20 protein-coding genes and 1 other RNA gene are annotated in these 21,118 nt (G+C 47.8%); 12 read left to right on the top strand and 9 right to left on the bottom strand.

What is annotated here, in order from left to right:
- Positions 1 to 2 precede the first annotated feature (2 nt).
- From ACOSVP_RS07755 to ACOSVP_RS07735, 5 genes are all read left to right on the top strand, one after another.
- Positions 3 to 1,046 carry an ABC transporter ATP-binding protein gene (locus tag ACOSVP_RS07755; protein WP_487346925.1) on the top strand — a complete coding sequence of 348 codons (1,044 nt, stop codon included), beginning with the start codon at positions 3 to 5 and terminating at the stop codon, positions 1,044 to 1,046.
- A gap of 34 nt (positions 1,047 to 1,080) precedes the next feature.
- Positions 1,081 to 2,229, top strand: a complete 1,149-nt coding sequence (locus tag ACOSVP_RS07750; protein WP_487346924.1) for an ABC transporter substrate-binding protein — start codon at positions 1,081 to 1,083, stop codon at positions 2,227 to 2,229.
- Between the two features lie 89 nt (positions 2,230 to 2,318).
- Positions 2,319 to 3,152 carry an ABC transporter permease gene (locus ACOSVP_RS07745; RefSeq protein WP_487346923.1) on the top strand — a complete coding sequence of 278 codons (834 nt, stop codon included), beginning with the start codon at positions 2,319 to 2,321 and terminating at the stop codon, positions 3,150 to 3,152.
- Positions 3,149 to 4,006 (top strand): ABC transporter permease, encoded by an 858-nt coding sequence (locus ACOSVP_RS07740; protein ID WP_487346922.1) that lies wholly within the window; start codon positions 3,149 to 3,151, stop codon positions 4,004 to 4,006. The genes ACOSVP_RS07745 and ACOSVP_RS07740 overlap by 4 nt, the downstream gene beginning before the upstream one ends.
- Before the next feature lie 116 nt (positions 4,007 to 4,122).
- On the top strand, positions 4,123 to 4,581 hold the full coding sequence (locus ACOSVP_RS07735) for a hypothetical protein (protein WP_487346921.1): 459 nt from the start codon (positions 4,123 to 4,125) through the stop codon (positions 4,579 to 4,581).
- On the opposite strand, the gene ACOSVP_RS07730 is transcribed toward ACOSVP_RS07735, so the two are convergent.
- The 3 genes from ACOSVP_RS07730 to ACOSVP_RS07720 are packed head-to-tail and all read right to left on the bottom strand — an operon-like array spanning position 4,556 to position 8,115.
- Positions 4,556 to 5,191 carry an ATP-binding cassette domain-containing protein gene (locus ACOSVP_RS07730; RefSeq protein WP_487346920.1) on the bottom strand — a complete coding sequence of 212 codons (636 nt, stop codon included), beginning with the start codon at positions 5,189 to 5,191 and terminating at the stop codon, positions 4,556 to 4,558. The two genes, ACOSVP_RS07735 and ACOSVP_RS07730, sit on opposite strands and share 26 nt — an antisense overlap.
- A complete protein-coding gene (locus ACOSVP_RS07725; RefSeq protein WP_487346919.1) occupies positions 5,185 to 6,876 on the bottom strand; it encodes an ABC transporter permease in 1,692 nt (563 codons plus the stop codon). The genes ACOSVP_RS07730 and ACOSVP_RS07725 overlap by 7 nt, the downstream gene beginning before the upstream one ends.
- 18 nt (positions 6,877 to 6,894) lie before the next feature.
- Complete coding sequence (locus ACOSVP_RS07720; RefSeq protein WP_487346918.1) at positions 6,895 to 8,115, bottom strand: ABC transporter substrate-binding protein; 1,221 nt, start codon at positions 8,113 to 8,115, stop codon at positions 6,895 to 6,897.
- Between the two features lie 163 nt (positions 8,116 to 8,278).
- Here ACOSVP_RS07720 and ACOSVP_RS07715 point away from each other — a divergent pair, with 163 nt between their 5' ends.
- Genes ACOSVP_RS07715 through ACOSVP_RS07705 form a run of 3 tightly spaced genes read left to right on the top strand, consistent with a single transcriptional unit; the run spans position 8,279 to position 12,708 of the window.
- Complete coding sequence (locus ACOSVP_RS07715; RefSeq protein ID WP_487346917.1) at positions 8,279 to 9,421, top strand: succinylglutamate desuccinylase/aspartoacylase family protein; 1,143 nt, start codon at positions 8,279 to 8,281, stop codon at positions 9,419 to 9,421.
- 23 nt (positions 9,422 to 9,444) lie between these two features.
- Positions 9,445 to 11,739, top strand: a complete 2,295-nt coding sequence (locus ACOSVP_RS07710; protein ID WP_487346916.1) for an ATP-dependent helicase — start codon at positions 9,445 to 9,447, stop codon at positions 11,737 to 11,739.
- A 12-nt stretch (positions 11,740 to 11,751) separates the two neighbouring features.
- Positions 11,752 to 12,708, top strand: coding sequence for an isopenicillin N synthase family dioxygenase (locus ACOSVP_RS07705; RefSeq protein ID WP_487346915.1), 957 nt, complete (start codon positions 11,752 to 11,754; stop codon positions 12,706 to 12,708).
- An 87-nt stretch (positions 12,709 to 12,795) separates the two neighbouring features.
- Here ACOSVP_RS07705 and ACOSVP_RS07700 read toward each other — a convergent pair whose 3' ends face one another.
- From ACOSVP_RS07700 to ACOSVP_RS07685, 4 genes are all read right to left on the bottom strand, one after another.
- Positions 12,796 to 13,554, bottom strand: a complete 759-nt coding sequence (locus ACOSVP_RS07700) for an SDR family NAD(P)-dependent oxidoreductase (protein ID WP_487346914.1) — start codon at positions 13,552 to 13,554, stop codon at positions 12,796 to 12,798.
- 143 nt (positions 13,555 to 13,697) lie between these two features.
- Entirely contained in the window at positions 13,698 to 14,471 is a 774-nt protein-coding gene (locus ACOSVP_RS07695) for a class II glutamine amidotransferase (RefSeq protein WP_487346913.1), read from the bottom strand.
- A 217-nt stretch (positions 14,472 to 14,688) separates the two neighbouring features.
- The gene (gene hisI / locus ACOSVP_RS07690) at positions 14,689 to 15,093 is read right to left on the bottom strand and encodes a phosphoribosyl-AMP cyclohydrolase (protein WP_487346912.1); all 405 of its coding nucleotides are present in this window, start codon (positions 15,091 to 15,093) and stop codon (positions 14,689 to 14,691) included.
- Complete coding sequence (locus ACOSVP_RS07685) at positions 15,090 to 15,953, bottom strand: 6-carboxytetrahydropterin synthase (RefSeq protein WP_487346911.1); 864 nt, start codon at positions 15,951 to 15,953, stop codon at positions 15,090 to 15,092. Before ACOSVP_RS07685 ends, hisI begins: the two co-directional genes overlap by 4 nt.
- Before the next feature lie 204 nt (positions 15,954 to 16,157).
- On the opposite strand from ACOSVP_RS07685, the gene ffs reads away from it, so the two are divergent.
- From ffs to fabG, 4 genes are all read left to right on the top strand, one after another.
- An RNA gene (gene ffs, locus ACOSVP_RS07680) (signal recognition particle sRNA small type) lies at positions 16,158 to 16,254 on the top strand.
- A 115-nt stretch (positions 16,255 to 16,369) separates the two neighbouring features.
- Positions 16,370 to 16,684, top strand: a complete 315-nt coding sequence (locus tag ACOSVP_RS07675) for a helix-turn-helix domain-containing protein (RefSeq protein WP_487346910.1) — start codon at positions 16,370 to 16,372, stop codon at positions 16,682 to 16,684.
- A 169-nt stretch (positions 16,685 to 16,853) separates the two neighbouring features.
- Positions 16,854 to 17,312: a ferritin family protein gene (locus ACOSVP_RS07670; protein WP_487346909.1), complete on the top strand. Its 459-nt coding sequence runs from the start codon at positions 16,854 to 16,856 to the stop codon at positions 17,310 to 17,312.
- 99 nt (positions 17,313 to 17,411) lie between these two features.
- Positions 17,412 to 18,152, top strand: coding sequence for a 3-oxoacyl-ACP reductase FabG (gene fabG / locus ACOSVP_RS07665; protein ID WP_487346908.1), 741 nt, complete (start codon positions 17,412 to 17,414; stop codon positions 18,150 to 18,152).
- A gap of 45 nt (positions 18,153 to 18,197) precedes the next feature.
- Here fabG and ACOSVP_RS07660 read toward each other — a convergent pair whose 3' ends face one another.
- Both ACOSVP_RS07660 and ACOSVP_RS07655 read right to left on the bottom strand, forming a co-directional pair.
- Positions 18,198 to 19,358, bottom strand: coding sequence for an alpha-hydroxy acid oxidase (locus ACOSVP_RS07660; protein WP_487346907.1), 1,161 nt, complete (start codon positions 19,356 to 19,358; stop codon positions 18,198 to 18,200).
- Between the two features lie 133 nt (positions 19,359 to 19,491).
- Positions 19,492 to 20,811 (bottom strand): diguanylate cyclase domain-containing protein, encoded by a 1,320-nt coding sequence (locus ACOSVP_RS07655; RefSeq protein WP_487346906.1) that lies wholly within the window; start codon positions 20,809 to 20,811, stop codon positions 19,492 to 19,494.
- Positions 20,812 to 21,118 lie beyond the last annotated feature (307 nt).

Raw genomic sequence — 21,118 nt, 5'->3', positions numbered from 1 at the left:
AAATGGCACATTTAAGTATCCAACAACTGCAGGTGGCGTACGGTGATAAAACCGTATTGCACAACATCGACCTGAGTATTCAAAAAGGGGAGATGATTGCCTTATTGGGGCCCTCGGGTTGCGGTAAGACCACCTTGCTGAATGCGCTGTGCGGTTTTGTGCCGACTCGTTCGGGTGAAATTCAAATGGCTGGACGCGATATCACTCATCTGGCACCAGAGCAGCGCAATATTACCATGGTGTTTCAAAGCTATGCTCTTTGGCCCCATATGACGGTGGCGCAAAACATTGCTTACGGTCTTAAAGTGCGCAAAGTACCTAAAGCGGAAATCAGCCAACGTATCACGGAAATGCTGGAGATTGTGAAGCTGACGGGGCTTGAGCACGAAAAAGTCACGCAGTTGTCCGGCGGTCAGCGTCAGCGTGTCGCCTTGGCCCGTGCCTTGGTGGTGAAGCCTGATATTTTGGTCCTAGATGAGCCGTTATCAAACTTGGATGCCAAGGTGCGTTTAAGCGTACGTCATGAAATCAAGGCACTACAGCAACGCTTAGGCTTCACTTCAGTGATCGTGACCCACGATCAAGAAGAGGCGCTGGTGATGGCAGACCGTGTGGCGGTATTAAATAACGGTCATATCGAACAGATCGGCACTCCAGAAGCGATTTACCAAACCCCGAAAACGCCGTTTGTGGCGGACTTTATGGGCGCCGACAATCGTTTTGTCTATGCCCCAGAAAAAACCTGCAAGGCGTTCCGCTTATATCTGCCCAAAACATCGTTGGATCTACATCACCTGATTTATTTTCGCAGTTCCGCGGCGCGTATGGCCGAAGAAGGAGCTGTCTCCAATCAAGATGGTTTAACACTAACTGGTACGGTCGAACAAAGCGCTTTTCTAGGGCAAAACTACCGTCACACCTTACGCCACGGGGATCAGCTAATCCAAGCGGATTCTCCAGTCTGTTGGCCAACAAATTCAGACGTTTCAATACACGTTCCACCCCATGCGCTGTATGTCTATCCCAATGCAGCGCGCTCTGCTTGATCAAACTTTTAGTCAAACTTACGAGGAAGAAAACATGTTTGCGAAAACAAAGATTGCAGCTTTAGTTGCTGTTGGATTAGTGCAACTCTCTGGCGCTGCTTACGCTGAAACCGTGCTGAATGTTGCCACGGCGGGCAGTCAAAATATGGTGGACTACGTTAAGACTTACTTGGCACCGAAATTTGAAGCCATGCATCCAGATGTGAAAGTAAATGTAGTGGGTACCGGACCAGGGGATGCTGGCTCGCACAAAATCATGGAGAAGCTTTCTGCACAGCAACAAAGTGGTGCAGAAAAATGGGATCTTGATGTGGCGGTGGTTCACCAAAAAATCGGCGGTGACATGGTTGAACAGGGCTTGTTAGCTAAATACCGTCAAGACATTAGCACAGGCAAAATGGTCACCCGTGACACGGCAGAAAATGCCTTGGGCACCAATGTGAATGGCTACGTAATGCCGATGTTCCATAGTCAAACAGCCCTTGCCTACAACAGTGACTTTATCAGTAATCCACCAGCGTCGTACGACGAATTGGTGAAGTGGACACAGGAACATCCTAAAGCCTTTGGTTACAACGGTATTAAAAACGGTATGTCGGGTGTGAGCTTTGTGGCAGGCTGGATGTACGCCTACGGTACGGACGCTGAGCGTCTTTCAAGCTTGCCATACGATAAAGGTGTGGAAGCGAAATGGGACGATGCCTTTGCGAGCCTTAAATCGTTCAACCAAAACGTGACCTTTACACCAGGTAACGCGGGTACACTAGATATGCTAAACCGCGGTGAAATCTTTATGGGGCCAGTCTGGGTCGACATGTTCTACAGCTGGAAAGAGCAGGGCAAGATTCCACCATCGTTAAAACTGGCTCTGATTGCACCAGGAATGCCGGGTCAGCCAATGTACTACGTAACCCCTGAAAAAGCAGCGCAACCTGAACTAGCCCGCGAGTTTATTGAACTAGCGACCAGCCCTGCGGTACAAGCAGAGGGCATCGTGAAGCAGTTTAACTGGTACCCAGGTATTGATGCGGAGCATGTGAAAAGTGAGCTTGACGATGCCACATGGAACAAGCTGTTCGCAGAAATTACTCCACAAGATCTAGCCAAATACGGCAAGAGCTTTCCAATCGCCCCTTACTTTGACGACATCAAAGAAGGCTACGAGCGTAAAGTGTCTAACTAATCTGGCTTAGTTATCGCAACAACCCGCTTCGTTACTCAATGTGGGCTCATAATATTGAGTAACGAAGCGGCATTTTTAATGAGTTCATCATGCGCGCGTCTACCAGCAATATGCTTATGATCGGCCCAGCCGCTGTAATGGTCTTGGCCTTATTTTTATACCCACTCGGGTTTTCCATCGTATCGGCGTTTACCAACGACGATTTTACTCTGACAGTGAGTCACTTTTTTAAAGTATTTGAGCTGTATTCAAAGGACATCCAGTTTACGGTCCTGATCGTTTTAAGCTCGATATTGATTTTGGCGGTGTTGTCGATCGCGATTTCCGCCACCCTTGTGTTGTCGCCGTTTAAACGCTTAGTGGCCTTGCTTGGCGTGTTGTACCGCTTGCCCTTGTTTATTCCCTTTATTGTAGCGGCACAGATGATGCGTACATTTTTGGCCAAAAATGGCCTGATGAATAACACTCTGGTGGCCGCGGGCTTGATGACACCACTGGATACGGTGTCCTTTCTAGGTTGGAGTGGCATCATTATTACCTTCGTTTGGAAGCAACTGGCGTTTACCACCTTATTGATCAGTGGTGCCATGGCCGCACTGGATCAAAACCAAATCCGTGCCGCACAAAACCTTGGTGCGTCACGCATTCGCATTCTATTTCAGATCATGATTCCCCAAGTGTTACCTAGTATCGGCGTGGCCTTGGTGCTATCGACAGTGACCATCATGTCAGTGCTTTCAGTGCCTTTGATGATCGGCACTGGCACGCCTACCATGATCACAGCGGATATGGCGTTCCGAGTGAATTCCTACGGCGATTACCATGTGGCGAACGCCTTGGGCATGATTTCTTACCTGATTTGTGCCGCCTTGGCCTGGTTTTACTTGCGTCATACCCTAAAAGAAAAAGGAGCTTTGTCATGAGTCGAGTGGCAACCATGGAGCCGTCAATATTACGTCCTTTTGCTGGCTTCAAATTGCGTTGGGGGTTTTGGGCGCAAACCCTGTTTATGACCTTACTGGCGCTGGCATTCTTTGGCCCGATTGTGAACCTATTGCTTTGGACGGTGGCGGAAAGCTGGTTTTTCCCATATGTCCTGCCCAATGAATGGGGCTTAAAATACTGGGGGCAGGTGTTTAACCCCTACAGCGATGTGTCAGGTTCAATGTTCACCAGCATCGTGATTGCCTTGGCTGCGGTGATGGTCTGCTTATTGGTGTCAATTCCAGCGGGTTACGCGTTGTCACGTCGTTCAATGCCTTGGCGCATTGGCTTTATGCTGCTGTTTTTGTTGCCACAGGCATTCCCTAACTTAACCGTGTACATGAATATGGCGCGTATTTTCTACAGTTGGGATTTGAACGGTACGATTCTCGGGGTGGTGTTGGTCCACAGTGTTCACGGCTTAATGTATTCCGTGTGGATCAGTGTTGCGGCGTTTTCGGCGATTGATCCTATGTTGTCCCGTGCGTCGCGTAATTTGGGTGCAGGCCCCATTTATACGTTTGTTCATGTGGTGCTGCCACAAGCCACGCCCGGATTGATCGCGGCGAGTATCTTTGTATTCTTGGAATCCTTGGATGAGTTTACCGGAACCTTCTTTGTGGGCGCGCCAGATGTGAGCACCTTGCCGCTGTTGCTATACAGCGCCAGCATGGAGGGCAATTATCAGATTTCCTCGATTACCGCGTTAATTTTGTTAGTGCCTTCGATTGCCTTTATGTTGCTGATCAATCGTTTTATGCGCCCAGAAGTATTGTCGAAACTTGGCCAATAGCCTTACTTCCTTACTCTTTGGTTAAGCTTGACACCTTGTGGCTTAAGCCATACATCATAATGAGTCGCTATAATGATGTATGGCTTTTAACAGGTAAGCATCCTAAGGAGTAAGGCATGAAGGCAATGAAATGGTTGAGTTTGGGTATGGGGGCAGTGTTATTGACCGCCTGTGCGTCAGGTTCTCATGTGTTGACGGGCATGCAACGTCCTGCGATCGATCCTGCCTTGGTCAAAGTCTACTCTCAAGCGCCGAGTCAGTCTTATGAAGTCATTGCCAGTTTGCAAGCCTCTAGTTCCCGTGGCCTAAGTCAGCAGGGGCGAATGGATTCAGCCGTTGAATCGTTGAAAAACGAAGCGGCAGAATTAGGTGCCAATGGCGTGATTATCAATAATTACCCGAATGACAGCGGCGGTGTTTCCACCCATATCTCCACTGGCATTTCGGGTGGCTCTCGGGGCATTTCAACCGGTGTCGGTACCGGCTTCACCATCAATCCCGCTTCGGTAAAAGGCACCGCGATTTATGTGCCAAGCCAAGTGCCGTCGTCTAATACGGCGCCTGCAGTTCAATAATCTGTGACGCCAACATCTTGGCGTCTTCTTCGTCATGGGTCACTAATATGGCTGGAATATGAGCCTGTTCGATACATTGTTTAACCAGTAAGCGCATGTCTTGACGCAAGGCTTTATCGAGTTTGCTAAAGGGCTCATCCAGCAGCAGCGCGGCGGGTTTGGCTAACAGGGTACGCATTAAAGCAAGGCGTGCTTGTTGTCCGCCCGACAGCTGTTCTGGCAATCGTTCAGCTAACTCTTGTAAACCTATTTCCTCAAGATGCTGTTTAGCTTGCTGGTAGCGCTCAGACTTACTGCCGCCTTTAGGCATGGCAAACAGCAAGTTTTCCGCCACTGTCATATGGGGAAACAGTAATGGTTGCTGTTGCAAGAGGCCCAATTGGCGTTGCTCTGCTGGGCGTGTCAGTAGCCTTTGATCGTTTAGCCAGACGTCGCCTGATCCGCATAGATCTGAACTTAACATGCCAGAGAGATAGGCCAATAAGCTGGATTTACCAATGCCACTTGGGCCCATTAAGGCCAGCACTTCTCCAGCATTGACAGTGGCTGTAATAGGCTGAAACAAGTCTTGCTCAGCTTGTGAGATATGTATCGAAAGTAGCTTTAGCAAAACCGCCTCCTTAAAGCTAGGCGCCAACTGGTCCAGTATCTAGGTAAAATCGTGGCCAACATAAAACAGGCCAATGGCAAGATCGCCTGTGCTAAAGCGAGCACGCTGACTAGCTTACGATCGCCAGAAGAGGCTCTTGCCACCGCTTCTGTTGTCAGCGTATTAATGCGACCTTCACCCGCCAACAGTGTCGGTAAATACTGCGCCATGCTGACCGAGAAACCAATAGCAAGGGTGGTGGCGATGGGCGCTTTAAGCATTGCTAACTTGATCACTAAAAAGTTACGCAGCGGCTCTGGGCGCAAACGGTTAGCTTGTTCTAAATAGCCTTGTTCAAACGCCAGATAAGGGGCTTTCAAGGTTAAATAGACATAAGGCAAAACATAGATCGTATGCACCGTAAGAACGCTGAACCATGTGCCATTACTGTCCAGATATAAAAGCCCCACTTGAATGCCAAACAGCAAGGTCACTTGCGGCAGTAATACTATGCTAAAGAGCAAGGCGACGCTTAATCGAATGTGTCCATGAGCGCGCTCATATTCTAATAATACCAAGGCCAGCAATAAGCTAAGCAGTGCGCTACAGAGCGCTAAGCTAAAGGAAGTACCAGCCAAATCTAGCAGGCGATCGCCTGTTCGACTGAAATTGTCCCAGGTCCAGCTGCTTGGCCAGGTATCGGGAAAACGCCAGCGTTGGGTAAACGCCCAAATGGGCAAAACCAACAGACTCAAGGCGGTTAATAAGAGTGTTAGCCAAGCACCTGCTGCGCCACATAGAGTCCAGTAACGTAACCGTGACCGGCGCAGTCCACGTAGGCTTAATCGATGTCGACCGTAATGCACCACTTGGTAAAGCATCAGCCAAAGCATAATACTGAGAGCAACGCTCAAAGCTAATACCAAAGCCGCCGCGCTGGCATGCCCACGCAGAGTTAGGGTGGGATCGTTAAACCAGCGCAATAACGTAACCGCGAGAGTGGACGGCGTGTTGGGGCCAATAATGGTTGCCACATCCACCACCGTAAGGTTAAACGCCAGCACCATAAAGATGGGTAAGCGCACCAGCTTAAACAGTTGCGGCAACAGGGTGAAATGCCAAGCGGTAAAACGTTCATAACCTAGTAAACGGGCCGCTTGCAGGGTTTGCTGTGGTTGCAGTTGCGATAATGCTGCCGTGATGGCAAAGATCAAATAGGGCATTTCCTTGATCACCAAGGCAATAATCAAGGCGATGCCTTCTGGATCTTGCGTGGTAATCCAATTAGGTGGTCGATCAAAACCACTCAGCCAAGGGCTAATAAGCCTTACTAGCCAACCGGAAGGTGCTAAGAGGAATAACGCGCCTATGGTAATGCTGGCGTGGGGAATGGAGAGAATCGGCGTAATGGCCGCTTGCAAGCGGGTAAACCAAGGCTTACCAAAGCTCACCATAATTAAGCTGCTGGCAAACCAGTAAGACAGCAGGGTGGCTATTAGCCCTGTGCTGAGACTTAGGCGTAGTCCCGACCAAAATTCAGGTTGAAGAAACAGTGCTTGCCAATGTTCTAGGTGAAACTGCAATTGTCCCAACGCTGGGTCATAACCAACGCTGGGTAACAGCACTCCCAATAGGCCCACCAGCAATGGCAAGCTAATACCAAGGATAATAAGCCGATAAAGGATGCGGTTGAAACGGGAAGTCATAACGTTGATAGATTCACGTTAGTTAGCGTAACGCTTACGCCATTCGCTTTCTAACGCTTCCATCCAAGAACTGTGTGGTTCTGGCAAAGTCGTGCCCAGTTCCTCAAGGCTTAAAGTGGCAATGCCTTTCGGTAAGGCATCAAACGCCGCCTGTTGCTCTGGTGCTAGTTTGCGATAATCCAGCACCGTCATATCGCCCCAGACGGTTGGGTTTTGCTTATAGGCCTGAGCTTCAGGTGATAGCAGGTAATTGGCGACCACTTGCGCCCCAGCAGTAGCGCTACTGTTATAGGGAATGGCAACAAAATGGGTATTACCGATCGTGCCTTGGCTAAACAAATAAGAGCGCACCGTATCAGGTAGATTGCCTTGGGCAATCTGTACTGAGGCGGCGGAGACATCAAAGCTTAACGCCACATCAATTTCACGGTCATCCAGCAAACGCATCATTTCTTCACTACTGGATGGAAACGCTGAACCTCGTCGCCAAGCCACAGGATGTAACTCGTCTAAAAATGCCCACAGTGGCGCGGTCACCGCATCGAAATCCACATAACTGACCGGCTTTTGAAGCAGTTCAGGATTCATAATGAGTTCATGCAACGCTTGTTTTAAAAAGGTAGAGCCCAAAAACTGTGGCGGCTCTGGGTAGGTAATGCGGCCAGGATGTTGCTTGGCGTAGTCGAGCAATTCGCGCATGGAACGAGGTGGTGTGTCTAGCGACTCCGTATCGTACATAAAGATTACTTGCGCCATGCCCCAAGGGGATTCCATGCCATCCACCGATGTGCCGAAGTCTTGGGTCAGGCTTTGGCGTGCCTCTGGATTAATAAAGGCTTTGTAGTTCGGTAGGTCATTGGCAAAGGGGCCAAACAGCAGGTCATTGTCTTTCATGGCGCGGAAGTTCTCGCCATTGATCCAGATTAAATCCACCGAGCCGTTCTCATCTTTGCCTGCGGTTTTCTCTGCCAGTACACGGCTTACAGTGTCGGCGGTATCTTGGATGCGCACATGCTTAAGATGGACTTGGTAGTTTTGCTCAACTTGATCGGCAACCCATTCAATGTAGGCATTAATATTGTCCGCACCGCCCCAAGCATTCCAATAAACGGTTTGGCCTTGAGCTTGTTGAAGCGTTTTTTGCCAAGCCGTCAATTCTTCTTCAGCAAAAGCAAATGGGGTAAGGGCAAAGCTACTTACTAGTAGGCAGCTGGTTGATAGGCGCAAAAATGACTTCATCCAAGACTCCTTTATGATGCGGATCATCCGTTAGACGCAGGCTAAGGCGTTTTCTTACAAGGATTTATTTTTTATTCATCTACGCTTTAGCGTACCATGACGCCATGCAAAATTTTTATCTGATTTTATAATTTCAGGTACGTTACAAAGGATAGATGAGATCATGAGTTATCAGTTGTATTCTCACACTCTGCCCAGTGCTACCCCTGGGACCCACCGAATTTTAAAAGCCCATCACTTTGGTGAAACGGGTGCTCGTCCTAAGATTTACTTGCAAGCTGGCTTACATGCGGATGAATGGCCAGGATTCTTGGTCCTGAATACCCTCATCAAGAAGTTGATCAAAGCCGATGAAGAAGGACTGATCAAAGGCGAAATCATCATAGTGCCCGTGTGTAACCCGATTGGTCTGGGGCAAAATTTCCATGGCTATATTCCGGGGCGATTTGCCTTTTCCGATGGCGGCGGTAACTTTAACCGCAACTGGCCACAGCTGGGTGAAAAAGTCGAACGACTGGTAAAAGACAAAATCACCGGTGATGTGGAAGAAAACGTACAGCTGGTACGTGATGCCATTCGTGAAGAATTAATGGCGCTGCCTGAGCTAACCGAACTTCAAGGCATGCGAAAAACCTTGTTGGCGCTGTCGATGGATGCCGATGAAGTGATCGACCTGCATTGCTCTGGTGAAGCCTGTATGCATGCCTACATCGCTCAGGAATTTGAAGAATACTTCACGCCGCTACTGAGTTTGATGAAAGCCAAAGTAGCGCTGTCTGAGCTGGAAACTGGAGCCTTGTCGTTTGATGAAACCAACGTTAGCGTGTGGCGTCATTTGAAAGCTCATTACGCCCATCTGATGCCGTGGGGCTGTCGCTCGTTAACCTTGGAATTACGTGGTGAAAACGATATTTCCCATGAGTTGGCTGAGCAAGATGCCAGCGCTCTGATGAAGTATCTAACCTATCGCAAGGTCGTCAAAGGTAAAGCGCCGAAAATTGATGCCAGTGAGGTCACTTTCTTCCCGCTGGATGCCATGGATTTGGTCAAAGCCCCGATCGCTGGCATCGCCTGTTTCCATAAGGAGTTGGGCGAACCGGTCGAAGCGGGTGAAGTCATCGGTGAAGTGGTGGATGTTATGGCTGATGATGTGATGAACAGCGCTTACCCGTTAATTGCACGTGCCAATGGCGTATTCTTTGCCCGTTTTCAGCGTCGCTTGGTGGCGTGTGGGGAATCCATTGCCAAAATCGCTGGTCGTGAGCACTTAGCCTTCCGCGAAATTGGCCATTTGTTTGAAGATTAAAACGTCACAGATAGTAGGTGAACGTGTCTGAGTATTCTTATACCGCGGAGCAATCCGCGGTCATTCAACATGACTTAAGCGGTCATGCCAAAGTCATTGCGGTCGCGGGGGCAGGTAAAAGCACCACGCTGATTGGCCGTATCCAGCACTTGCTCGAACAGGGTGTTGCCGCCGAGAAAATTGGCGTGTTTATGTTTAACAAAAGCGCTCAAGAAGAGTTCTCTGGCCGTTTAAGTAAGGCTATGAGTTCGCTGGGTACTGCTCGCATGCCTAATGTGATGACCTTCCATGCTTTTGGTATGCGTCTGGCTAAGCGTTTGGAGCAGCGTAATTTGCTGTCGACGGCGAAGCTGGTCACCGATGAGTTCTCAATGATCAAGCTCATTCGTGAGGCACGCCACCGTTTAATGCGTCAAAACTTAGAAGTGGAGATGCACGATGAGCGTGATTGGCTAGAAGACTTTTTATTATTTGTTGATCAAGTGAAAGCCGCGAGCATCACGCCAGCGGAAGTGTTTGAAGCCGGTAACTGGTCCAAAGAATGCCGTCACTTTGTCGCTTTATATGAGCACCTGGAAAGCCTGCGAAAACAATCTAACTTACGCTTCTTTGCTGATTTATTGGCGGATCCCTTTGCGCTGATTCAGCAGTCCAGCACTGAGCAGCGTCATCTGATCCAGACTTTAGCGCCAGACTATGAATATCTGTTGATCGACGAGTTTCAGGACATAAACCCCTGTCAGTACGAACTGCTTAAAGCTTTATACCAAGCGCGTGCGCGCTGGATGATCGTCGGCGATGTGCAGCAATGTATTTACGAGTGGCGCGGCGCGGCACCAGAAATCATGGCTGAGCAGTTTGACCAAGATTTCGTTCAGGTAAGTACCTATCCTTTAGCGTGCAGTTTTCGCTTTGGTCATAGTATCGGCATGATGGCGACTTGTGTGGTATCGCAGAACCAGACTGAGCAATTAGTGATCGGCCAAGGCGCTAATACGGAAGTGGATTTTGCTCGTTCGGATTTGCCTGGTCGTGCTCTATTGAGTGAGCTCAAAAACTGGCATGAGCAGGGCGGTGACTTAGAAAGTTGTGCCGTGTTGGTGCGTTTATACAGTGATATGGTGCCAGTGCAACTGGCCTTGATGCACAAGGGCGTGCCCTATCAGTTACACGGTGATTCACCGTTATTGGAAAACCGCCAAATTCGTATGCTGATGGCGTATCTGTCGGTGATGGCCGGTGGTCTAAATGACACCAGCTTGTTCTACGACAAAGCGGATGTGGAGTACTTAGTAACAGTGCCGAATGTCACCAATGCCAGTGCTGATCGCACCCGTTTACTGACTCAAGCACGTCAGAGTCCCCATTTGATTCCCGAGTTATTGGAACGCATGGCGGATCAAACCGAAGGTTGGAAAGCGAAGAAGATTGCGGATCGAGCTGATTGGCTGCGTAGTTTGACGATGTATAAAAATGACCCAGCCCAAGGCTTATTGCAGACCTTAGATAAGCTCGGTATTTATCGTTATTTTGAGCATACCAGCAGCAAAGATATTCAAACCCAAGAAAAAATTGCCACCTGTGAAGCTTTTTTGAGTTATGTGCGTGGCATGGCTAGCGATGCCGGGACGATTATTGCACAATTGGTCAAACTCAACGAGCAGGACCAACAGCACACCCATGGGGTGCACCTAATGACGATTCACAAATCCAAAGGTTTGGAGTTTGATTTGGTGATGATGTCGGGCCTGCAAGAAGGGCGTTTCCCATACTATGACGATGACTTAAGTAGCATTGATCGCCAAGCGGCGGCTGAGATGCAAGCGGAGCGTCGACTGTTTTATGTGGCCATGACCCGAGCCCGTAAGCGCTTGGTGTTCCTTGAAAGTCCTTCAGGGGAAGATGTACGACGTCTAAGCAAAGGTGGCCTGTTGGCCGGTGCCGCTCGTTCAGGTGCCATGAGCCGCTTTGTCTATGAGGCGCAGCCAGTACCGATTCAGAAGATGGGCCATCATTGGCATGATAAAGCTGAGTTGGAGCTCAGTGCTGATCTAGATGAACCCTTGAAAAAGTACTTAGCGGAGTTAGGGGATGACGCGCCCAATGTGACTTTCAAGCAAAGCAGTAACACCGTCAAAGGCGATTTGAAAGCCGGTGACAAGGTTCGTCATGAACAGTATGGGCAAGGAGTAGTGGTACGCCAAGAAACCACTGGTAAACGTATGATTTATGTCGACTTCGCAGAAGAAGGCTTAAAGCGTTTTAACCCAAAACATACACGGTTAGTACGGCTAGCCAATCGCAATAATGAAGCATAACCGGAGCAAACAATGGGTATTCCATTAATCGATTATTCGAAACTTACCAGTCCAGATAAAGCAGAGCGCGCCAAGGAAATACAATTTCTGGACACGGCCTGCCGTGAAATCGGTTTCTTCTACCTGATCAATACTGACATCGATATTGCGTTGATTAAGCGCATCATGAAGGCGGCGAAACGTTTCTTTGAAACGCCGCTGGAAGAAAAGCTTAAGATCGATATCAAGAACAGTCTAAACCACCGCGGCTACGGCGCAGTCGGCGAGGAACAGCTGGATGAAGTGAATAAGGCCGATTGGAAAGAAACCTTCGATATGGCATTGGATCTCCCTGCGGATCATCCGTTAGCCGCGAAATACCCGAAAATGTATGGTCCGAACCAAAACCCTAGCGATCCTGTGGTGTTAGAAACTCTACAGGATTACTACGTGATGGCGTTTGGTGTGGCACAACAGCTGCTGATGGCGATGGCTGAAGCGCTAAAGTTGGAAAGTGACTTTTTTACAAAGTGCTTCAAAGATCATGTCACGGTACTGCGTATGATTCACTACCCGCCACGTCCAAGTGACGATCATGACAACGGCGCTGGAGCCCATACCGACTACGGCTGTGTCACGTTATTGCTACAAGACGATATTGGTGGTTTGGAAGTTAAGCACCGCAACGGTGAATGGCTGCAAGCCACGCCCATGGAAGGTGCTTTGGTGGTCAATATCGGTGATTTGATGCAGCGTTGGACCAACGACGAGTACGTTTCTACCGCCCATCGTGTGCGTGCTTCACAATCCGGCGTGCACCGTTATTCCTTCCCGTTCTTTGTGGAACCAGACTACGAAACGACAGTTGCTTGCGTACCGACTTGTCAGAGCACTGAGAAACCAGCGAAATACGAGCCGATTTATAGTGGTGATTGGATTCAATCCCGTTTTGACGCCACATACGCTTATCGTGAGAAAGAGTCAGCATAGCCGTTTTATGAAGATAATCGTGCTGTAAAAAAAATGCGCCGTTTCGAGAGAAAGGGCGCATTTTTATTGGGTGGCTTAATCAGTGTGTTACAGGGCTAAGTAGCCACCGTCCACTGGGTAATAAGCACCGGTACAGAAAGACGCGGCATCGCTGGCTAAGAAGGCAACTAAGTTAGCCACTTCCTCTGGCTTACCCATACGTTTCATTGGGTGCTTAGAAGTCAGTAGGTCGAGAGTCTCCTGATCCATTGAGCCATCTACCATGTTGGTATGAATAAACGCAGGACCAACTGAATTGATGCGAATACCTTGTTCGGCAAATTCTACTGCGGCGCTTTTGGTCAAGCCGACCACAGCGTGTTTTGCTGCCACGTATTCAGAGCCCATAGCAAAGCCCACTTGGCCAAGAATAGAGGCCATATTAATGATGCTGCCGGATTGAGACTGTTTCATATATTTCAAAGCGGCACGTTGGCAGTAGAACACGCCATCAAGGTTCACACCGGTCACCTTGTGCCATTCTTCATCACTTAGTACAGACACATCTTTTAGATTGGCACCGATGCCAGCATTGTTCACTAGGATGTCTAAACGACCGAACTCTTCAACCGTGACACGCATGGCGGCATCAACAGAAGACGATTCCGTCACGTCGACTTCGACAGTCAGAATCTGATCTTCAAACTCTGATAAATAGTCTTGAGCTTTCTGTAGATCTTCATCGTTCAAATCCCAAATGGCCACTGCGGAGCCAGAGCGTGCAAGTATTTCGGCACAAGCTAAGCCAATCCCTGCGGCACCACCTGTGACAACCGCCACTTTACCTTTCAGATCGAAATCTACCATTCCCATTCTCCTTACTTGTGTTGGAATACCTAGCAAGCTAGTGCAATTTTATGTCAATGGCGTTATTTGTTTGTCTTGGTGACAGGGTTTTTACAAGCTCATTGACGGACGTCGTGTGATATTCAAATTTTTTATGGGTAGGGCTAAAGATCCAGTCTCAATGCATCACTGTGATAGTGATTGATGCCGACTTTCACCATGTGTCCCGGTTCGACTAACTGCCAGCCATGACCGGAAATATCTAATGGTTCAGAGCCCACTACTACGTGCTCACCGAATTGTTTGTAATAAAGCGAAGGGGCGTGTTCGTCACTGGAAAAGCGTACTGCCCACATATCTCGGCCATTTGATAGCATACTGGTAAAGCGCAGTGGTTCTTCGAGGCCTTTTTCACGCATAAGATTTAAGATCTGTTGCAAAGTGGTCTGTACCGCCTGAACAGGATCTTCGTCCAAACCATTGGCAACCATGAGCAAGAAAATGGCTTCTGAATCGGTGCTACCGCGGCGGTGGCTGTATAGATGCTCTGGGATCCAACGATCGATTTGCCAGCGTACTTGCTCGTATTGGCCAATCTGGCCGTTGTGCATAAACAGCCAATTTTTGTAGCCAAATGGATGACAGTTGGTGCGTGCTGTAGAAGTGCCGGTTGAGGCACGAACATGAGCAAAAAACAGCGGGCTTTTAATGTGTCGCGCTAAGCTTTTAAGGTTACAGTCGCTCCAAGCAGGCAAAATCTCATGATATTGCCCTGGTTCTTCGCGCTCGTCATACCAGCCAAGACCGAAACCGTCCGCATTCACGGTCACTTCAGATTTTTTAGCGCTCAAGCTTTGATGGATTAAGGAATGATCCGGTTCAAATAACCATTGATCTAAATAAACTGGGCTTCCTTGGTAGGCCATCCAACGACACATAATCACTCCAACGTGGTAAAGCAGGGAAACAGGAGACAAGATTCCTGTAGACTCGCAGGTTTTTATTACACCTTAAACTTAGTCATCTTGCTAGCAAGATCTGTGCAAAGAAGGGCGGTTTGTAGAGGGGATTTGTTAAGACAAGCAACCAATTGTTTCGCAGATGGGCTAAAGAGAATGCCCGTTTTTAAGAATAAAAACGGGCTGGAAGATTCTCTTATTGAGGATCCGATTCAATACGAACTTTGCCATCTTTGACTTCAAAGAAGAAGCAGTCACGGCGGTTGGTGTGGCAAGCTGGACCTTGCTGATCTACTTGCAACAGGATAGCATCGCCATCGCAGTCAAAGGCCATCGATACTAGGCGTTGGCGGTGACCAGAGCTTTCGCCCTTACGCCAGTAGGTTTGGCGTGAGCGCGACCAATAGCATACTTGGCCTGTTTCTAGGGATTCACGAATGGATTTTTCATTCATGTACGCCAGCATTAGTACTTCTTTAGTGTCGTGTTGCTGAGCAATCGCCGCGATCAAGCCGTCTTGATCGGTTTTTAAATTGGCCAGCACTTCGTCTAGATCTAGCTCAGTGCCTTTTGGCGACATTTCAAATGCTTTTAAACTCATTTCTCAACCTTTGCTTCGGAGATAGCACCTTTGCCGATGCCTTCGAAGGCGTGCACTTCGATGGTGTCGCCCTTGTTTTCTTTTGCGAGTTGATCAGCGATGTGCGCTGATAGGGACTCAACTGTCGTGTCACAGGACAGCATGTATACCTGTGAACTACGAATAATCAGTTCAAACATGCCTTGATTAGCCGCGTAGCTAAAGTGGTGGTAACGCTGACCGTTCTCTTCGATGATGCCAATTAGATCTTCTTGCGTACCAAGATAAATATCTTTCCAGCGTTCCGACCAATCTTGTTCAAGAGTACGATCTCGCTCACCATTACGGTAAATCTCAATCACAGAGCGATGACCATGGGCGATACGTTGGCAGTTGCCCGCGTGTTTCTTTAGACCATGGCTGTATTGGTAGTGGGCTTCATTCGTCGCTTCTGGATGGAAACGTACCGACACGGCCTCTAACTCAGCTGGCAGTAGATCTAAAATCTGATCTTCGACCCATTTCGCTGCTTGTTCTGGGGTGATTTCTGCCATCGGTAATTGCGCAATCGCTTGGCTCGGTGCGTTGCATTCAAAGCGTTGTCCGTTGTCATGCTTAAAAGCAAAACGCACACGATCTTCTTCTAGTGGCTCTAGAACTGTATTCGGGTGTTGTGCAGGCACAGCAAGGGTGTGATCTAAATGCGCATCCAGCCATTGCTTAATCATCTTCTTCACAATGCTGAAATCGCACACCATGCTTTCATCGTTTAGCTTCCCTGTTAGCACGATATCGGCTTGCCAACTTTCGCCCAATACTCCACGCACAGGGCAGAAGTAAGAAAGGTCGACGTGGGTTAAGTTCTTAACAAACAGCTTCAACGATATATCCTCAAAAATTTACTGGCGGCTATGTTACTAGAAGCGCACAAGGATACCAACGTCCGACAACAAAAGGTGTCAAATAAAACACAAATCGAAAAACTCGCGCTAAGTGACTGAAAAATATAATACATCTGTTGCACTTCCGATTTGGATGCGTATAATGGCTCGCCAAGGTCATCGGGACCTCCTCTATGGTGTCTCCGCTGGTCCCCTCGCAACGATAAACCGTGAATCTGGTCAGGTCCGGAAGGAAGCAGCCACAGCGGTGGACTCGTGTGCCGAGGTGAGGCTGGTGGAGATGCCACCTTAATTTTTTCTCCTCTTGTTATCTCGCTTTTATCCCCTTTATAGTTTTCATTACGATCTCTGACATTCTATTCTAAGCATTCATTTTCGACATTCTTAGGCTGTGAATGATGCAAAGTCCATTACCAACTCGTCTTAAACACGCACGTAAACTTGCTAACTTTACTCAAGAACAACTCAGTACGGTTTTAGGATACGACCGATCCCACGGTACGGCGCGTATCAGTCAATATGAAACAGGGAAGCATGCACCAGATTTTACTATGGCAAAAAGAATGGCCGATGCGCTATCTGTGCCAGTGGCGTATTTCTATTGTGATAATGAAGCCTTGGCTGAACTGATTTTGGCCACTGAAGCGCTTAATGAAACCGAGATCGACGCAGTGAAAGACACGCTATTAGAATTGCGACCGTCAAGTTAGTTTTCCAAACGCCCCAAATTCAGCAGTGATTGTCATGAGTCAGTATATTGGCTTGTTGAACACTGTATTCGGAACAATACTTACTTTTACACGACATCTGCATAGGGATCGAAGCAGCTGTAAATTCTGATTCAGTTAATGGAATCCGTAAGTAGGTGGGGGCGATTGTATGGCCATTGAAACATTAAGAGACGTTTTAAGTTGGACTGAAACTTTCCACAAACAGTTAAGTGAATGTTTATCTCAAGAAGCGGCAACAAGTACTGATGAGCGCGCCAAAATGATACTCAGCTATTTGGCTGATCATGAAGCTCAACTGACCAAGGTGATCGAGGGATTTGAGCAAAATGGAAAAGAGAGCGTACTGAATACTTGGTGTTACGAATACGTGCAGAAATATCCTATTACTAGACGATCACATGCTAACGCACCCTTTTCTGAACTGGATGCGGTACAGATTATGGATGTGGTGATTGATCAACATCAGCAGGTGATTGAGCTTTATCGTTACTTGGCGTCACGCGCCGAGACGACGTCTACCAAAGAAATGCTCAGTGCATTGAGCTCCATGGAAGAGCATGAGATCAAGCGTATGGTGCAGTCTTCAAATAGACTCTCGGATATGTAGTAGCAAAGCCAGTCACATGACTGGCTTTTTTGTACCCATTGTTTGGATCGCGCGTTACTATCTTTGAACCATTTCATAATAAAAACAAAGGAAGATAAGATGCGTTTAAAGAATAAGGTCTCCATCATTACAGGCTCTGCTAGCGGTATTGGTTATGCGGCAGCAGAAAAGTTCGGCGCTGAAGGTGCTATTGTGGTGGTGTGTGATATCCAGGCAGAGAAAGTTGAGTTAGCGGTCGCCAAGTTGCAGGAACAAGGTTACCAAGCAGAAGGTTTTGCCGTAAACGTGGCAGACCGCGCTTCTGTTAACGCCATGGTCGATGCGTTGAAAGAGAAATACGCTCGTATTGATGTGTTAGTCAATAATGCGGGCATCACCCAAGATGCCACCTTATTGAAAATGACCGAAGATCAGTTTGATCAGGTTATCGCCGTTAATCTAAAAGGTGTTTTTAATTGTACCCAAGCGGTGGCGGAAGTCATGGTGGCGCAAAAGTCTGGCTCGATCGTCAACACCTCTAGTATCTCCGGCTTATTTGGTAACTTCGGTCAAACCAACTACTCCGCCTCTAAGGCTGCGATCTTAGGCTTAACCAAGACTTGGGCCAGAGAACTAGGACCAAAAGGTATTCGCGTCAATACCGTAGTGCCTGGGGCGGTAGCGACGGATATTTTAAACACTGTTCCTGAACATATCTTGCAGCAGATTGAATCATCCTGTTGGCAAAAACGTATTGGCAAGCCAGAAGAATTGGCCAATGTGTACGCTTTTTTAGCGTCGGATGAAGCGAGTTACGTCAATGGTGCAACGTTAGAAGTGAGCGGTGGTGTGACTTTGTAAATTGAGTGAACGGCAACCGACGGTTTCAGTTGCCATTTAGAAAAACTAAACGTTAGCGAAGGCGTCGCGCTGAAACACAATATCCTCACGACTGATTTGGCTGATGTCACGATGGCCGATAAAAGCCATGGTCAGCTCCGCTTCTTCGTGGAAGATTTGCAACATTTTCGACACGCCTTGTTTACCCATTGCACCCAATCCGTACACCATAGGTCGACCGACCATCACACCTTTGGCACCTAATGCTTTGGCGCGAATGATGTCTTGGCCACTGCGGATACCGCTATCGAGCCAAACTTCGATTTGATCCCCCACCGCAGCAACGATTTCTGGCAGTGTGGTGATGGTAGAGCGGGTGCCGTCTAATTGGCGACCACCATGATTGGATACGACGATGGCATCGGCGCCTAATTTGACACATTCCTTGGCGTCTTCCACTTCCATAATGCCCTTGATAATTAGCGGTCCTTGCCAAATATCACGGAAGTAACGAATGTCGTCCCAGCTTAACTTGGTATCAAACGAGCTCGCGGTCCATTTCATCAAGTCATGCATGTCATCAACGCCAGTGGCACAGCCCTGAATATTGCCAAACTGACGGTTCTCAGTTTTCAACATATCCAATGCCCAGCGTGGTCGGCGTGCAATGTCGATAATATTTGGTAGCGTTAGGCGTGGTGGCGCTGTCATACCATTACGGTGGTCGGCATGACGACGGCCAATCATTTGCAGGTCTAGCGTAACAACCAGCGCAGAGCAGCCAGCGGCTTTAGCACGATCGATTAGTTTCTTAGTGAAATCTCGATCTTTTTGTACATAGAGCTGAAACCAAAATGGCTTTTGCGTTTTCGCCGCGACGGCTTCAATTGAGCAGATGCTCATGGTCGAAAGTGTAAAAGGTACACCGAACTCTTCAGCGGCTTGGGCGGCAAGAATTTCACCATCAGCATGCTGCATGCCAAGCAATCCTACTGGGGCAATGGCTAAGGGCATTTTCACATCTTGGCCAACCAGCGTGCTTCTTAACGAGCGAGGTTCTAAATCCCGCGCGACTCGCTGACGAAACAAGATCTGATTGAAATCTGATTTATTCAGCGCCAAGGTTTGTTGCGTCCAAGAGCCAGATTCACAGTATCCCTGAAACATTTTGGGGACGCGCTTATGGTATAAGCGCTGTAAATCGCTCAGCTCGCAAATAAGGCTCATTTTGTACTCCTTAAAATGAATCCAAATAGAGCGTAGAAATTACCATAGGTCGTTAGTAAAACTAACTTATTTACGGTGAGATAAGACTAAAGTACGTCTTGCCCTAGGCTTTTGTATCCACTGGCTATTTTGCTTAGATAATATAGTCAGAGTCCGAAGCGGCCTCCTTGAGGCGTTGTTTTTGTTGATACATGTGCCTATCCGCTTCAGTGAGCAGATCATCAACTGATTGCCCATGATAGGTCGCATGACCAATGCTTAAGGAAATAGGCAAACTGGTTGCTTTCCAATGGAATGGGGTTTGCGTCAAAGTCTGATTAACTTGGTGGATCGTGTTGTCAATGCTGTCTTGCTTATCGAGTAAAATAACAAACTCATCGCCTCCCATTCTTGCAACCAAGTCCTTTTCATTTAGCACGCTGGACAAATGTTTTGCCAAATAACGAAGTAGATCGTCACCTGCGTCATGTCCTAATTCATCATTGATTCTTTTGAAGTGGTTAACGTCAATATTAAGCACGGCAAAGTTTCCTTCGTAAGGCGCTCTTCGAAGTCTTTTGGCAAGTTTAGCGTAGAAGAGACGTCTGTTCGGTAGATGGGTTAAATCGTCCAATAACGCAGCGTTATGGGCAACTCGATAGGCGCGAAAAAGAATATAGATTGAGATAAATAGAACGGCGGCGCCGCTAAAAGCAAACAAGTTAGTAATGGTATTGGCTTGTTTTACTTCCGGAAGTTGCCAATTGTGTAATTTAGCAGCGAGTTGCCATTGCGTGTTGGGCAAGTTAATGGGTAAGAGCACATCGGGACTTTCAAACGTCGCAAGATCGCCATAAATAATTTGTTGTTGGTCATCGAGGTTTAGACGCGTGACTGCAACATCGGCGTAATCGATGTTACTTAGCTGACTGCTGTTAAGAATCTTATCAAAGTTCAACACCACACTGACGGTTCCCCAGTAATGTTTATTGATTGGGCGATCCAAGAAGATAGGGTAGCGGGCGATGATTGCTTTTCCCCCTTGTACTAATTCAAGTGGTCCATCTAGGTAAACGGATTGCATCTGCATCGCTTTTTGAACAGCTCGGTATTGCTGGGGGACGCTTCTAAAATTTAGCCCAAGTGCGGCCTGGTTGCCCTCAAGGGGGTAGACGTATTGAATAATGTCATTGGGTGCAACTCCAATGTTACGTGTGTTCGTCGACTTTTGAATCAATTGTTGGGCGAGCGAATCCCACTGCTGAGTCACAATATTAGCGTCGTATTCAAGAATGATCGAAAGGGCATCAGCCGCATAAATGTCTTCATAAATAGCGGATTCGATTTTTGAGCGTGATATCGCTACATCACTTTGCAGGGAGTGTTGCTGCTTTTTCAGAGCCTGCTCTACAGCAAGGTCACTTAAATGTTCTATGGTGAATAAGGCCGCGATCCAATACAGAGCCGCAAACACAAGAAACGCTTTAACTCTGTAATCTGAGAAATGGTGCATAATGGTTTGAGTTATATTAGTTTTTATTACTTAAATGTATACACATTCTAGAAATACAGACATTAGTTAATCGTATAAAAATGTAACAGTGTCTAACCTGCGTTAGCTCCTCTCTGATGATTTGTTTGCTTTATGTGATCTGCTGGTTAAAGCTTAAGTGGCGGCTGGCATATTGAATAATTGGCACTGCCATACCGGATTCAAAAAGTTACTTTCTGCTTACAGCATCACACAATCTTTGCTCAGGTTTGACGTTAGAATTCGTTGT

Source organism: Marinomonas sp. HM11-D, from assembly GCF_057626615.1.
The sequence above is the reverse complement of the archived record's forward strand: the minus strand, read 5'-3'. Positions and strand labels throughout refer to the sequence as shown.